Genomic DNA, 15,205 nt, shown 5'->3' with positions numbered 1-15,205 from the left:
TATATAACATTAATAAATTAACTAAATGTTATACTTTTCTATTATTTTATCGATATTTTTTCGTGTTTTTGAACTTACAAAAGTTGATTCAATATTGTTATATAAATTTTTTAAATCAGCCTTTGTGCGATGCATTTGCGATTGGTTTGCTTTATCACTTTTTGTAAAAATTAAGTCAACTTTTAAATTAAGCGACATACAAAAATCAATCATTTCTGAATCAATAGGGGTGATTCCAATTTTTGAATCAATTAAAATGCAAAGTGTATCTAAATTTTTATTTTGTTGCAAATAAGTTCCGATCATATTTCCAATATATGCTTGTTCTTTTACTGACATTTTTGCATATCCATAACCTGGTAAATCCACAATAACAGTTCCTTTGTCACTTTGGAAATAATTTAATAATCTTGTTCGACCTGGTGTTGATGATACTTTTGCGATTTTTTGATTCGCCAATGCATTTAAAAGGGAAGACTTTCCAACGTTTGAACGTCCTCAAAATGCGATTTCTTTTTGATTATGTTGATATCATGAGTCTTTTTTATCGGCGCTTTTTATAAAAGTTCACATAATATTCCTTTCGTTTTACATTAAAAAAAGGTCTTTTTCAGACCTTTTAAATATTATTTTTTGTTGATTTTATTACCAATGAAAGGTAGTAGAGCAACAATTCTTGCTCTTTTGATTGCTGTTGCTAGATTTCTTTGGTGACGTGCACATGTTCCTGTGATACGTGATGAAAGAATTTTTCCATGTTGATTTACAAATTTTTCTAATGTTTCTTTATCTTTGTAATCGATGTATTTGTGATCTGATAAACAGAATTGACATGGACGACGACGCACAAAAGGTTTTTTTGAAACTACTCTTGCCATATTTCTCCTTTAATTAAATTTCAAAATCATCAAAGATGTTGTCTCAATCACCTGATGAATTAGGTGAGCTAACTTCAGTGATTTCTGATTCTGAAAATTCTTGATTTGTTTTAGAATTAAGGTTTTTTGAATTTTGATTTACTGGCGGAATATTAATTCCTGCATTAGAATTAGAAGTCATGTTTGCATTTTTATTACGACGTGATTCAGTAACTTCTTTTGATTCTAATGACTGAATATTTTCAACATTTACTGAATAATTTAAAACACTTGCACCATTGTATAATGAACGAGACACTTGCAGTGAACCTTCAACTAATAACAATGATCCTTTAGTTAAAAATTTATTAATAAAATTTGCGTTATTTCTTCAAGCAACACATGGAATAAAATCAGTTAATGGCTGGTTTTGTCCATAAGCTCTTCTATCAACTGCTAATGTAAATCTTGAATACTCAGTTTGATTTGAAGTTGTACCTGCAGTAGGTAAATCTGTGATTCTTCCGACTAAAATTACTTTATTCATTTTTATTCCTTAATTTTTAAGATAGACAAATTACTCAGCGTCTTTTTCAGCTTTGTATTCTTTACGTGGTTTGTATTCTCTTGTTTGTCCGTCTCTTTGTTGTGGTTTTCTGTCAGATTTTCTAGCTTTAGCATTCTTTTTAAATCTGTTATTTTTTTCTTTTCTTTGTAGTGCTTTTTCTGTATCTAAGTTAATTACTAAAGTTCTTAGAACTTCTTTAACTAAGTTAGCACGACGTCCGAATTCTTTAACTTCTTCAGCAGCTGCTTCTAGGTTAACTAAAAAGTATTGTGCAGTTGTTTGTTTTTTGATTGGGTAAGCTAATTGTGTTTCTTCTAATTTTTTAACGTCAGCTTTTTGTGCAAAAACATCTTTTAATAAATCTGTTGCAACTGATTCGTTAGCAGTAGAACTTAAAATTAGCATAATTTCATATTTTGCCATTGTTCTCCTTTTGGACTTAAATTTGGATCAAATTGATCAAGGAGTATCTACCTTGATTGTTATTTTTTTAACTTTATATATATAAATAACTATAAAATTATAGCCTAAAAGCGATATTTTGTATTTACTTGGTTAAATTTTTTGCATCTGTAGCAATCATTAACTCTTCATTTGTTCTAATTGCGTATACAGGAATTTCACTATCTGGTGAACTAATTAAAGCTCATTCATCAAATTTTTGGGTATTAGCTTCAGATAATTTTACATTGTATGAGTGTATTCTATTGATAATATTTTGACGTGTAATAGGGTCATTTTCACCGATTCCAGCTGTAAAGACGATTGCATCTGGTTTATTAGCAATTTTATTTAAATATAAAGCTAAGTAATCTGCAGATTTTTGTGCAAATAAATCTAATGCAAAACGAGCATTTTTATCAAATAATTGTTTTGAACCTAAATCACGCATGTCACTTGAAATGCCACTTATTCCTAAAAGACCTGATTTTTTGTTAAGAATTTCTGTTGCTTCTTTTGCTGTTATGTTCATTTCTTGTGCTAAATAAGCAATAATTGATGGGTCAACATCTCCACTTCTTGTACCCATCATAACTCCTGAAAGAGGAGTGAATCCCATTGATGTATCAATTGATTGTGAGTCTTTAACAGCACATAAACTTGAACCGTTCCCTAAGTGAAGGTTAACAAAATTTACCTTTTCTTTTCCTAAAATTTCTTGTAATTTTAATGTAATATAACGGTGACTAATACCGTGGAAACCATATTTTCTAATTAAATATTTATCAGCAATTTCACGATTAATTGCATATCTGTAGTTTATTTCAGGAATTGTTGAGTGGAATCCAGTGTCAACATTCATTGTTTTTTTTGCGTCTGGTAATAATTTATCAAATGCTTTAATTGCTTGAATTGCCCCTGGGTTGTGAAGCGGTGCTAATTTAATGTATTTTTCAATTGTTTTGATAACTTCTTCATCAACAATTGTTGATTTCATTAATTCAGGACCTGCATTAACAACTCTAAATCCAACAACTTTAATTTCGTCAATTGATTCAATGATACTGTTTTCTTGTCATTGACTTAACACTTCTCTAACGGCTTCTTCGTGGTCTTTCATACCCACTTTTTTTTCGTATTTTTGACCTTTGAATTTACATACTAAATTTCCGTCTAAACCGATTCTTTCAGCTAATCCACTTGCGATTAGTTCAAGATTTGATTCTAAGAATAATGATCATTTCATTGATGATGATCCTGCATTTATAACTAGGATTTTTTTATCCATAAATTTAACCTCTTTAAAATAAAAAACTATATTGGAAATACATTTTGTATTTCATATTAATTATAGTTTATTTTTAATTACCAATTTGGAAATATTGGTTTTTTAATCTTTTTTTGTGTTAAAAAACCAAAACCCATTAACAGGTTTTGGTTTTAAAATACAGGTTCAATTATTTTGAATGCGTATCTTTTAATAATGTTGGTTTTTTTGTTAATTAATTTATTAAAAGTTTTTTTATCATGTAATGAATCATATTTAGCAAATAAATGTTTTATATCATTAACTGCTTCACCAATATAAAAATTAGTTATTTCGAATTGAGAATAGAAACTTCTGTTATCAAGGTTTAATGTTCCTAAATAAGCTAATTCATCATCGATTAAAGCAATTTTTGAGTGTAAAAATGAATTTTGAACAACTTTTACCTTTAGTCCGTACTTTATGAATGGTTTTAAGTGAGAAATTGTTGAATAATAAACATAACTTTTATCTCACAAACCTGGAATATAAATTGTTACTTCAATTCCTTGCGATAGTACATCTTTTAAAGTCATTAAAAAACGATGACTAGGTACAAAATAAGGTGTTGCAAATTTAATAGTTTTCTTTGCTTCATAGAACATTTTTATCATTGTTGATTCAAGGAATGGATAATCACAAGCAGGACCATCTTCAATTGAAATAATTGCATTTTCAAAGTTTATATCTTTGGGATATAACTTTAGATAATTAGAAAGATAGTTAATTTTTTCACCAGTATTTTTTAATCAATCATAAGCAAATAGTTTTGTGTAATAGTCAATATTAGGACCTATTATTTCGATATTTGAATCTTGTCAAACTCCGTATTTAGTTGAAAAATTAGCATACTCGTCACTAATATTACATCCGCCCGTTAAAACAGTCTCTCCGTCAATAATTACATACTTTCTGTGAGTACGATAGTTAGAGGTTCCAGTAATAAATGGGAACGGTATTTTCTCAACTCTTTCAATTTTTATACCATTTTCCCTTAATTCTTTAAAAGTATCTCTTGGTAAGTCTCAAGAACCGAAATCATCAACCAATATTTTAATTTCAACACTTTGATGTGCTTTCGAAATCAAAATATTTTTTAATTGATTAAATATTTCCCCTGGCTTGATAATGTAAGTTTGAATAAAAATAAATTTTTTAGCTGATTTTATTTTTTTAAATAATTCTTTAAAAAAATAAAATCCATTATCATAAGTAATAATTTGTGAAGGTTGAATATTTTTTTGGTTCATCACTGCTAAAGAACGCAATTTTTTATAACCCTTAATTTTCTTAAAATCAAAGTCATATTGTTCAAGACTAAGATTTTCTTTAATTTCATGCTTATATTCATTGATTTCCATTACGTTTCAGTATTTTTGGCCAAAGATAATATACAAAATATGTCCCACAAGAGGAATCAAAACGAAAATAATTTGTCAGCTTTGTTTGCTTTCTGAAGGACGATCTTGAACGAAAATAATAATGTTAAAAATTAAGTTAACAAAATAAATTGATATTAATGTAAAAAATAAAAGCTTATTATTTGAGTTAATTACAATTATGTAAACAACATAAGAGATTAAAAATAATAAAACTAATAATAAAAGGTAATAAAAAAATAATTTATAGCGTCTTTTTTTCATATAGAAAAATTGTAACATTTTAAATTATTAACAATGAAAAATAAGCGAAAAAAGGTAATAAAAAAATGGCGGGCTGGAGAGGATTCGAACCTCCGCGGGAATTTCTTCCCCTACAGTCTTAGCAGGACCGCCTCTTCGGCCTCTTGAGTACCAACCCAAATTAGTGTTAATATTATACAACAAATCCTCGGAAAATGAAAATATTTCCCTAATTGCATTTTTATAAATATAAATAATTGTTTTATTTTCGAGTTTTTAAAAAAATAAATAAAAAAACATCTCAAATAAAGATGTTTAATGAACAATATTTAACATTCAGAAAAATAGCATTGCAAAACTAAAGAAGATAATTGTTGATGTTGCATCAGTTACAGTTGCAAGAATTGGACTTGACATAACTGCGGGATCTTTTTTTAGTTTAGCCGCAAGTAAAGGCACAACAGAACCAACACATTTTGCAAAAACAACAGCTATAAACATTGCAAAACTTGATACAAGACACATCATTGTAATTCCAACTTGTCTTGACACTACGTGTTCTTGAATATATAAATCAATGTTTGCTTGTGTGGCGATTTCACCCTTAGCTTCAATTAGTCTTTTGGCCGCTTCTATTTTTTCACTGTGTGAAGCATCATGAATTAAGTCACCTGTCGCAGTGAAATATAAAACTAAACGAACAAAATTAATAATAAATAAAATCGATGCAATTATTAATCCTGATTTCATTTCAATTCCAATTATTCTCCACCTGCTGTTTTTAACTTCCCCCAAGGCGATTGCTCTTGTTACGGTTGTTGCAGCTTGTGAACCTGCATTTCCGGCAGTACCCGAAATAACAGGGACCATTGAAACTACGATGGCACTAGAAACTGCGGCACTTAAAAAGTAGGGACTTGCATCAACTTTATCTTGGAACAGCTGAATAATTAATTGTGAAAGAGTTGAACCAACCATTAGAATAATTAATCAGAAAATCCGTGATTTAACAATTTTTTTAACGATACTTGTGTCATGATACGAAATTTCTACTTCTGAGTTAATACCAGCCATTTTATAGATATCTTCAGTAGCTTCTTCTTCCAAAACATCAATTACATCATCGGAGGTAATAATCCCAATAACATAATTTTTTTCATTAACAACAGGAAGAATAGACATATCTTGCTCAGCGAATATACGCGCCGCTGTTTCTTTTTTATCGTTGACTGATACACTAGCAATTGCTTCGGTTACTTCAAAAATTTTTGTGTTTTTGCGGCTATTGACAAAGACAATGTTTTCCAGTGTTGTAACCCCTTGTAATTTATTTTCGTCATCTAAAACGATATAGTAATGAACCAACTCTGATTCTTCACGTTTTTTCCGAATTTCTTCAATAGCTTTTGAACAGCTAATGTTTTCATTTAAACGAATAAATTCCACTGACATGACTGAACCAACAACATCTTCATTGTATTTTAATAATTTATTGATTTTAGCTCTGTCTTCAGTGTTTTTAACGTTTTGAAGAATTTTTTTAGCAATATTATCAGGCATTTCCCCAATCATATCAACAATGTCATCAAGATATAAATCATCTAAAATTGCTTCTAGTTCTTCGTTGGTAAACGCTGAAATAATGCTTTCTTGAATTTCACTTTCAAGATATGAAAAAATTTCCCCACTATCCTTTGGGTTAATAATTCTAAAGAAAAAAATTCTTTCATAAGGTGTTAATTGCTCAATGATATCAGCAATATTGGCGTTGGGAGTCTCATCAACAAATGTTCTAACAAGGTGAACATTTTTATATTGCAAAGCATTTTTCAGTTGCTTTAAAGTCAAAATATCTTCCATAATGATCCTCCTTAAAATTCTAATAATCTTTGAAAATATTTACTAATGATTCTTGCAATTGTTCATTAGCAATAGTAGTTAGTGAGCCGTTTCTTGCTAAAGTAATATTTCCGCTTTCTTCAGAAACGACTAAAGTTACAGAATCTGAAATTTCACTAATACCTAATGCTGCACGATGTCTTGCCCCATAACGGTTATCGATAGATTTTTTGGTGATTTTGTAATATGTTGCAGCATATAAAATTTTATTATCACGAATAATAATCGCCCCATCATGTAATGGAGTATGTTTATTGAAAATTGAAATAATTAATGAAGAAGAGATATTGGCATCAATGATAACTCCGTCAGTTCTTAAACTGTCAAGTTTTTCGTTCATTTCAATTGTGATAATCGCACCAGTTTTAGTTTTTGATAAAAATTCTAAGCTTTCTTTTAACTGGTGAATTAAACGAATTTTTGAACTTTTAGACACTTTTTTACGACTTTTACCAATTTTGTTTATTGATTTAAAAAAGTTAAAAACATAATGAGCTGAAATTAAGGCAAAAATTAAAATAACAAATATTAAAATAACATAAATAATTTTTGAGTTCATTTTAATTTACTTTCGGTGCTCAAAGAGTTAAACCCAAAATGATAAAAACGATCGCTAAAACAAATATGATAAAACCAGCAAGAATTCAAAGTCTTTTTTCCAGTGATGGCTCTTTAATTTTGATTGATTTAGGATCTTGGCTTCATTTTGGATATTCAATTTCTTTTGAAGCTGTTTTTTTATTTTGCTCACTTTGACGCAATTTATTTTCTTGTGTTTTGTTATAAAGTTTTCTATCAACTTCAGACATTCAGATAAGTTGTTGAAAAATATCTTTTAATGCTTCTTCTGAATAATTATGGTATTTTGGTCGCTTAGCAAAATCCATAAATTCTTGAATTTGTCTTGAAAGTCTTGATTCAGTATTATTTGACTGACGATTATCACGCATTTTTTGAGCCATTTTTTATCTCCTTAAAATATAAAGTAATCTTTATAATAGTAATATTATAAATTATTTTAGCATTTATGCTTATAATAAAAAACAAGGAGACAACATGAAAAAAACTTTAACTGACATTAATTTTGATAATAAAGTTGTTATTGCCAGAGTTGATTTTAATGTGCCAATTAAAATGGATCAAAACAATCAACAAAGCATTGCTGATGATACAAGAATTTTAGCAGCATTGCCAACCATTAACTACCTTTTAGAAAAAAATGTTAAACTGATTCTTCTTTCACATTTAGGAAGAATTAAACAACCTCAGGACTTAGGAACTAAATCTTTAAAAATCGTTGCCCAAGAACTACAAAAACACATAAAAAACAAAGTTATTTTTGTTAACAAAACCCAAGGACAAGAAGTTTTAGATGCTGTAAAAAACCTCCAAAAAGGTGAAGTATTATTTTTAGAGAATACTCGTTTTGAAGATTTAAATGACAAAGCTGAATCAAAAAACAACCCAGAATTAGCTAAATTCTGAGCTTCTCTTGCTGATGTTTTTGTTAATGACGCCTTTGGAACTTCTCACCGTAGCCATGCTTCAAATGTTGGAATCGCTTCAAACATTAAAGAAAGTTGTCTTGGATTTTTAATGGCTAAAGAAATTCAAAACCTTGACAGAATTAAAAATAACCCACCAAAACCTTTTGTTTCAATTATTGGTGGAGCAAAAATTAGTGACAAAATTCAAGTACTAGAAAAATTACTTGGAATTTCTGATCATGTTTTAATCGGTGGAGCAATGGCTTATACATTCCTAAAATCACAAGGACATGAGGTTGGTCAGTCACTTGTTGAAAATGACTACTTACAATTAGCAAGCCAAATGCTTACTAAATATGCAGATAAAATTGTTTTACCAGTAGATAGTGCAATGTCAAAAGAATTTGCAGACATTAAACCTGTTTATAAAACTTATGCATCAAAAACAATTGAAAGTGACGATGATGGAATGGATATTGGTTCTCAAACAGTTGAACTGTTTTCTTCATACATTAAAGAAGCTAAATCAATCTTTTGAAATGGACCTTTAGGAGTAACAGAATTTGATAATTTCGCAATAGGAACAAAAGCTATTGCAACAGCTATTTCCCAAAATAATGACTGTTTTTCAGTAGTTGGTGGGGGAGATTCAGTAGCAGCAATCAAAAAATTACAACTAGTAAGTAAATTTAGTTTCATTTCAACCGGTGGGGGAGCTAGCCTTGAATTTGTTCAAGATGCTTCGTTACCAGGTTATGAATGTATTGAAAATAAATAACAAATAAAAAGCAACTCCTCGGAGTTGCTTTATTTGTATTTGTAAAACGGCACTAGAATGAAACTCATGATAAAGGAATTAAAAATTCCCTAGTGCTGTAATAATTATAACATTGTTGTTTTTTAATGACAAACATTTGTGCTAATTTTCTTTATTTTCATTTAATTGGTGGATTTTTGCAACACCAACGATTGTGTCTTTGTTTGACTTAAGATTAATTAATTTGACACCTTTTGTATTTCTTCCTGAAATCGCAACTTGTTGTAAGTTGAATCTTATTGCAATTCCTTCTTTTGTCATAATAATTAAATCTTCATTTCCATTAACTGCTGCAGCATAAACCAATTCACCAGATTTATCAGCATTTAGAGCCATAACCCCTTTTGCGTTTCTTGAAGTTTTTCTAAAATCTTCAACACTTGACATTTTTCCATAACCTTCAGAACCTAGTGAAAAAATCATATGTCCTTGGCTTGAAGACGAAACTGAAACCACTTTACTTCCTTCATCAAGTTTAATCCCAATAACTCCGGCTGCGGTTCTTGACATTGAACGAATTTCACTGATATCAAAACGATTAATTTTATTATTTGAAGCAGCGACAAAAATTTCATCATTATCACTAACAATCATTGCGCTAATTAATTCATCACCTTCACGAAGTTGAAGGGCTTTTTTACCATTACGATTAATTAATTTATATTCAGAAAGAGGTGTTCTCTTTAAAATACCATTTTTTGAAGCAGTTAATAAGTATTGTTCATCTGTATATTCTTCGTCTGTTCAAATGATTTCTTTAATGTTTTCATCTTTATCCATTGTTGGAAGAATGTTAATAATTGGTGTTCCTTTGGCATTTTTTGATGTAGCTGGAATTTCATGTCCTCTTAAACGATAAACCTTACCTTTTGAACTAAAGATTAATAGGTCAGTATGTGTTTTGGTTACAATAATATTTTCAACACTATCATCTGAGTATGTTTTGGCTGCGTTTGAACCCATACCCCCACGTCTTTGTTCACGATATTCATCTAAATCAGTACGACGAATGTAGTTATTTGCTGAATATGTAATAACAATTTCTTTTTCTGGAATTAAATCTTCATCGTCAATTGAAGCAGCTAAATCTCAACGAATTTCACTGCGACGTGAATCTCCGTATTGTTCTTTAATTTCTCTTAATTCTTCAATAATTAATTCAATTAATTTTTCTTCACTTGCTAATATTGCTTTATAATTTGCAATTCTTTCTTGAAGAAGCAATAATTCTTCATTCATTTTTTCAATTGCTAAACCAGTTAAACGCCCTAGACGCATTTCAACAATAGCTTTAGTTTGAAGTTCATCAAGATTAAATCTTAAAGCCAATTTTTCTTGAGCTTCAGTATCAGTCTTAGATTTTTTAATTATTTCGATAACTTCATCAATATTTTCAACAGCTATTTTTAAACCTTCAAGTATGTGAGCACGTTGTTCATCTTTTTCAAGGTCAAAACGTAATCTTCTTGTTACAACGTCTTTTTGGTGGTCAATATAAACTTGTAAAGATTCTTTTAAATTAAGAGTTTTAGGTTCGTTATTAACCAAAGCAATTGTATTGATTGAAAATCTTGATTGTAACTGAGTTAATTTGTAAAGAGTATTTAAAACAATTTCTGGTTCGAAACCTTTTTTAATATCAATAACAATTCTAATTCCTTCACGGTTAGATTCGTCCCTTACCTCGTTAATACCTTCAATACGTTTTTCTTTAACAATTTGTGAAATTTTTTCAATTATGTCAGTCTTTTTGATTGCATAAGGAATTTCATTAACAATAATTTTACTTTTTCCATTAGCAAATCTTTCGATGTGACTTTTTGAACGGATTGTAACGCTTCCACGTCCTGTTTTATACGCGTTAACAACACTTTTTTTATCAAATAGAATACCACCAGTTGGAAAATCTGGTGCTTGAACAATTTCAATTAATTCATCAATTGAAATTTCAGGATTTGAAGCTAAAGCTATCGATGCATTAATTACATCACTTAAATTATGAGGCGGAATATTTGTTGCCATACCAACAGCAATACCACTTGAACCAGAAACTAAAAGATTTGGAAATCTTGCTGGAAGTACAACCGGTTCTTTTTCGGTTGCGTCATAGTTATCAATAAAATCAACTGTGTTCTTTTTAATGCTTTCAACCATTAAGGAAGCAATTTTAGACATTCTTGCTTCGGTATAACGCATAGCAGCGGCTTCATCACCATCAATTGATCCAAAGTTTCCATGTCCATCAATTAGTGGGTAACGAAGTGAAAAGTCTTGTGCCATCCGCACCATTGCTTCATAAACAGAAGAATCACCATGTGGGTGATACTTACCTAAAACATCCCCGACAATTCTCGCTGATTTTTTATGTGGTTGATTGTAATACATACCTAATTCTGACATACCATAAAGAATACGACGGTGAACTGGTTTTAGTCCATCCTTCGCATCAGGAAGTGCCCGAGACACAATAACACTCATCGCATACTCAATAAAAGCGGTTTTCATTTCTTTTACTAAGTTTACTGGTGTTAGTCCGTCTTTTTCTTCTTCAAGCAGAGTTGGTTTTACAATGTAACCTTCTTTTTCTTGGGGCGGTATTTCTTCTTCATCTTCTTCAACTACCTTTTCATCTTCAAAGACTGTTTTTATTTCTTCTTCTTCAACGTAGTATTTATCATCTTCGTCAAAATTCTTTTTGTCATCAAAAGCCATACAAACTCCTTAATATGTTAATAATAAAATTATACATTATAAGTTTGATATATCTATTTAATAGATATATGTCTTTTAATTTAAAAAATAAAAAAACTAACTTAAGTTAGCTTCTTTTAAAAGATAATTCAAGATAGTTGATATTTTTGCCCTGTGTAGATCATTTTTCTTCATACTCAGTCATAATATTGTTTTTTTGTTTAACTGAATTATGCAAATCTCTTGTCATGAAATCTAGTTTTCAACCCATATCTGCAATTTCTTCAAGAGCAAAATCGAATAAACCATCATTATCTGTTTTAAATATTAAAATTCCATCTTCTTTTAAGATTTCACGGAATTTTAAAAGAAAATTACGGTGTAATAATCTTCTTTTTGCGTGTCTTTTTTTAGGTCATGGATCTGAAAAAGTTAAATAAATTCTATCAACTTTATCCGCGAATAATTCATTAATATTATTAGCATCTTCAATTAAAAGTTTTAGGTTTGAAATTTCATCTTTTTCAATCTTTTTGAGTGCTTTTAAAGCAACAGTTGGGTATTTTTCACAACCAATAAAGTCAATGTCAGGATTTTGTTTAGCCATCTCGCTAATCATTTTTCCCTTACCCATTCCAATCTCTAAATATGTTGTATTTTTTAGTTTAATTGGAAAATTTTTTATTTTAAAATCTGAATTATCAATTAATCCAGATGCATCCTTGTTAAATTTTAGTCTCATAGAAATTAATTTTAGCAAATTAAAACAAGAACTAAACTTTTTTACAATGAGCAATTTAAAAAATGCTTATTATTATTTTTTTTGATTGCTTATTTATATATAATTTTTTTAATCTTATTCAATGGAGCAGAATTTTATATGAGTAAAAAAGAAAAAAATGAAAAAAAAATAATCTTATTTTCAGCATTAGCCGCCTTTGGAGTAATTGGTGCTTCAGCCGGTATTTCTTGGGCAATTATTAATAGTTTAAGTCTTAATAATAGTAGCAATAAGTATAAAAAATACACTCCTGCATGAGAAAAATATATTGGTTTTAATTTAAAAGAAAATAAAGATGGTAAGCCTAATCCAGATTACGATTCAAAATTATTATCATTTCGTGAATGACCTTACAAAACTGATGAAGATGGTAATGATGTATATTTCTTTGGTCCAGAAGGTTTAAAACTATTAGCATTAAACTTTTTAAAAAGGGGTGGATTTGGCCCTGAAACTCAAGAATTAAATTTTGTTAATATTAACATACCCAAAATCAGTAACGTTGAAACAACTAACGCAAAAGGACTTTTTGTACCAGCCTATGAAAGTATTTATTTAAGTATTGAAGATTTATTACAAGTAAATGGTCGTAAACGTGCGCTTGCTAAGCCTTGAACAGAAATTGATTTAGACTCAAAAATTGAACTAATTTTACCAACTCTTGTACATGAATATATGCACCACTTCGCTTATGTTTACGCTAATTCCATGACTGAAAATGACTCATTAGGTACTCATGAAATTGTTGCAAATTTACGAAAATCAACAATTTCGCACTCAACTTCTGAAGACAAAATTAAAAAGATTTTAAGCACTGTTTATAACAAAAAATTTGTTAATAATTTCAAAGAAGCACTCTTTAAATATGATATTAAGCCCGATAAAAATAACTTTAATTTACCTAGTGATACTGTTTCCATTTATCAGTATTATTCAACAAAACAATTATTTGACAAAGCTAATTCTTGACAAGATGAAAATACTTGAAAAACCTTGAATGAGTACGCAAAAGAAGGATATAAAAATACTTTCAATGTCAATAAAAACTCAAGAATTAAATTTGCTGATTCCATAAATGAACAAAATCTCAATTACTTTTATTCCCTAGAAGAATTAATTCCTCGTGAATTCTTAAAAATGTCTTGAGTGCCAAAGAACAAAATAGGTACTTCTGATAATGGAAAATTTGGATATATGTCATTATCAAACGGTAATAGCAATGTTTTTGTTTCAGCTTATGGTGAGGATTTAATGCGTTCAATTGATACTGGCAAAATTTCCAAAATAGGCCCTACCAACTACGAAGCAGACAATGTTTTTGCTGAAAACTGAATATTTAGCGGAACTTTTTTACCTTCTCGTGATACTAATGCAAAAGATTTTGAGCAATGAAATAAAGATCGTTTAGATGAAAAAAATAAATTAATTTTATACAAATCATATTTGGACTTGGTTGGTTTTAGATTACCAATTAGTCAAATTAGAATTGACAATAGTTATTTACAAAAAGTTTCTGATGACAAAGTTTCAAGTAATTCAAAAGAAATTCAAAAAGATATTAAAGATGCACAAAATAATATATATTTTGGAGGTTATTTACCTTTTGATATAAATTCAGAATGAACTCTTAAAAATACCACAAATATTGAAGATATCTATCACAATGAAAACTTTATTAATAGAATGAAGGATACACACCTTGTAATAAAGTATCAATCGGCAAAAAATCCATCTGAAATTAAAAAACAAATTTTAGATTTAAAAATTAATGAAGGTAGATTAGGTTTAAAAGACACATGATACCAAAATTATAGATCTCTTCAACAAACATATCGTGTTGGGCTAACCTATTTAAAAGGTGATTTTGTTTATTTAAGCTACTTTACAAAAAACTCTTTTGACATTTCAAAAGCCAAAGATAATAACATCAAAAATGCTTATTTTTGATATGATAAAAATAAAGATGGTATTGAGCAAAGCAATGAGGTTCAATTATTCAATAATGAAAGAACTTACAAAAGATATCAAGATGTTCAGCGAAGAATTTCTACATTTCGTTCACAACTTAAAGAATATTATCCTGACTTCAAATCTTATAAATTAGAATATGGAAATAAAGAACAAGGATACGCAATCAAAATGGGGGTTTATGAATAACAATGTCAAAAAAAATAAAAATCATTTTTTAAGCAGGGGAAAATTTTTAGAAATTCAATGCTATAAATATGATGGACATTTATATCGTCAATATGATGGTGTAAAAATTATTGAAAATAACAAAGATTATCTTGTTACTTTAATGTTAAAAACAAAAGTTAGTGAAGAAAACATTAACTGGGTTGTTGCTGAACCTACTTTATTTATTTTCAGTAAGCATCATTTTTTCAATGCCACCGTATTGATAAGAAATAACCAAAAATATGTTTATGTTAATTTAGCAAGTCCCTTTTTTATTGAAAAAAATGTTATTAAATATATTGATTTTGATTTAGATATCAAAACTCACCTAGATCACGATTTTAATGTTATTGACTGACCAGATTTCAAACAAAATATTCAAAACCTAAACTACTCTAAAGAATTAATTTATAAAATTTATAATGAATTGGATTATCTTTTCCTTTTATTTAATTCTAAAAAAGAAATTTTTGACGAAGATTTTTTAGATTCCTATGTTGATTTAATTAAAAACCAAAAAGATATAATTTAAAAATCCCAGCCTTGTTTGGCTGGAAT

General features: G+C 28.9%; 14 protein-coding genes and 1 tRNA gene. 3 read left to right on the top strand and 12 right to left on the bottom strand.

Annotated elements, in window-relative coordinates; genetic code table 4:
• Window positions 1-21: 21 nt before the first annotated feature.
• The 10 genes from yihA to JV175_RS00430 all read right to left on the bottom strand — a co-directional run bounded on the left by yihA (window position 22) and on the right by JV175_RS00430 (window position 7,655).
• Complete coding sequence (yihA, locus tag JV175_RS00475) at window positions 22-573, bottom strand: ribosome biogenesis GTP-binding protein YihA/YsxC (RefSeq protein WP_205498250.1); 552 nt, start codon at window positions 571-573, stop codon at window positions 22-24.
• Window positions 574-626: 53 nt separating this feature from the next.
• Entirely contained in the window at window positions 627-878 is a 252-nt protein-coding gene (gene rpsR / locus JV175_RS00470; RefSeq protein ID WP_205498249.1) for a 30S ribosomal protein S18, read from the bottom strand.
• A gap of 13 nt (window positions 879-891) precedes the next feature.
• The gene (locus tag JV175_RS00465; RefSeq protein ID WP_205498247.1) at window positions 892-1,404 is read right to left on the bottom strand and encodes a single-stranded DNA-binding protein; all 513 of its coding nucleotides are present in this window, start codon (window positions 1,402-1,404) and stop codon (window positions 892-894) included.
• Window positions 1,405-1,434: 30 nt separating this feature from the next.
• The gene (gene rpsF, locus JV175_RS00460) at window positions 1,435-1,848 is read right to left on the bottom strand and encodes a 30S ribosomal protein S6 (RefSeq protein WP_205498245.1); all 414 of its coding nucleotides are present in this window, start codon (window positions 1,846-1,848) and stop codon (window positions 1,435-1,437) included.
• Between the two features lie 124 nt (window positions 1,849-1,972).
• Window positions 1,973-3,154, bottom strand: coding sequence for an acetate/propionate family kinase (locus JV175_RS00455; RefSeq protein WP_205498243.1), 1,182 nt, complete (start codon window positions 3,152-3,154; stop codon window positions 1,973-1,975).
• Between the two features lie 152 nt (window positions 3,155-3,306).
• Window positions 3,307-4,815: a phospholipase D-like domain-containing protein gene (locus tag JV175_RS04265; protein WP_205498241.1), complete on the bottom strand. Its 1,509-nt coding sequence runs from the start codon at window positions 4,813-4,815 to the stop codon at window positions 3,307-3,309.
• A gap of 66 nt (window positions 4,816-4,881) precedes the next feature.
• Window positions 4,882-4,972: transfer RNA gene (locus JV175_RS00445), tRNA-Ser, on the bottom strand.
• Between the two features lie 137 nt (window positions 4,973-5,109).
• The gene (gene mgtE / locus JV175_RS00440; protein WP_205498239.1) at window positions 5,110-6,654 is read right to left on the bottom strand and encodes a magnesium transporter; all 1,545 of its coding nucleotides are present in this window, start codon (window positions 6,652-6,654) and stop codon (window positions 5,110-5,112) included.
• A gap of 19 nt (window positions 6,655-6,673) precedes the next feature.
• Entirely contained in the window at window positions 6,674-7,252 is a 579-nt protein-coding gene (locus tag JV175_RS00435) for a DNA integrity scanning protein DisA nucleotide-binding domain protein (RefSeq protein ID WP_205498237.1), read from the bottom strand.
• A gap of 1 nt (window position 7,253) precedes the next feature.
• Window positions 7,254-7,655 carry a hypothetical protein gene (locus JV175_RS00430; protein WP_205498235.1) on the bottom strand — a complete coding sequence of 134 codons (402 nt, stop codon included), beginning with the start codon at window positions 7,653-7,655 and terminating at the stop codon, window positions 7,254-7,256.
• A gap of 94 nt (window positions 7,656-7,749) precedes the next feature.
• On the opposite strand from JV175_RS00430, the gene JV175_RS00425 reads away from it, so the two are divergent.
• Window positions 7,750-8,958, top strand: a complete 1,209-nt coding sequence (locus tag JV175_RS00425; protein ID WP_205498233.1) for a phosphoglycerate kinase — start codon at window positions 7,750-7,752, stop codon at window positions 8,956-8,958.
• Window positions 8,959-9,099: 141 nt separating this feature from the next.
• Here JV175_RS00425 and gyrA read toward each other — a convergent pair whose 3' ends face one another.
• Complete coding sequence (gene gyrA, locus JV175_RS00420; protein ID WP_205498231.1) at window positions 9,100-11,709, bottom strand: DNA gyrase subunit A; 2,610 nt, start codon at window positions 11,707-11,709, stop codon at window positions 9,100-9,102.
• A gap of 106 nt (window positions 11,710-11,815) precedes the next feature.
• Window positions 11,816-12,430, bottom strand: coding sequence for a tRNA (guanosine(46)-N7)-methyltransferase TrmB (trmB, locus tag JV175_RS00415; protein ID WP_205498229.1), 615 nt, complete (start codon window positions 12,428-12,430; stop codon window positions 11,816-11,818).
• Between the two features lie 138 nt (window positions 12,431-12,568).
• Here trmB and JV175_RS00410 point away from each other — a divergent pair, with 138 nt between their 5' ends.
• Entirely contained in the window at window positions 12,569-14,626 is a 2,058-nt protein-coding gene (locus tag JV175_RS00410) for an MYPU_1760 family metalloprotease (protein WP_205498227.1), read from the top strand.
• The gene (locus tag JV175_RS04005) at window positions 14,619-15,179 is read left to right on the top strand and encodes a DUF402 domain-containing protein (RefSeq protein WP_205498225.1); all 561 of its coding nucleotides are present in this window, start codon (window positions 14,619-14,621) and stop codon (window positions 15,177-15,179) included. The genes JV175_RS00410 and JV175_RS04005 overlap by 8 nt, the downstream gene beginning before the upstream one ends.
• The last annotated feature ends 26 nt before the right edge of the window (window positions 15,180-15,205 follow it).

The sequence above is a fragment of the [Mycoplasma] gypis genome (assembly GCF_016924775.1).
Classification (GTDB): domain Bacteria; phylum Bacillota_I; class Bacilli_A; order Mycoplasmatales; family Metamycoplasmataceae; genus Metamycoplasma; species Metamycoplasma gypis.
The sequence above is the reverse complement of the archived record's forward strand: the minus strand, read 5'-3'. Positions and strand labels throughout refer to the sequence as shown.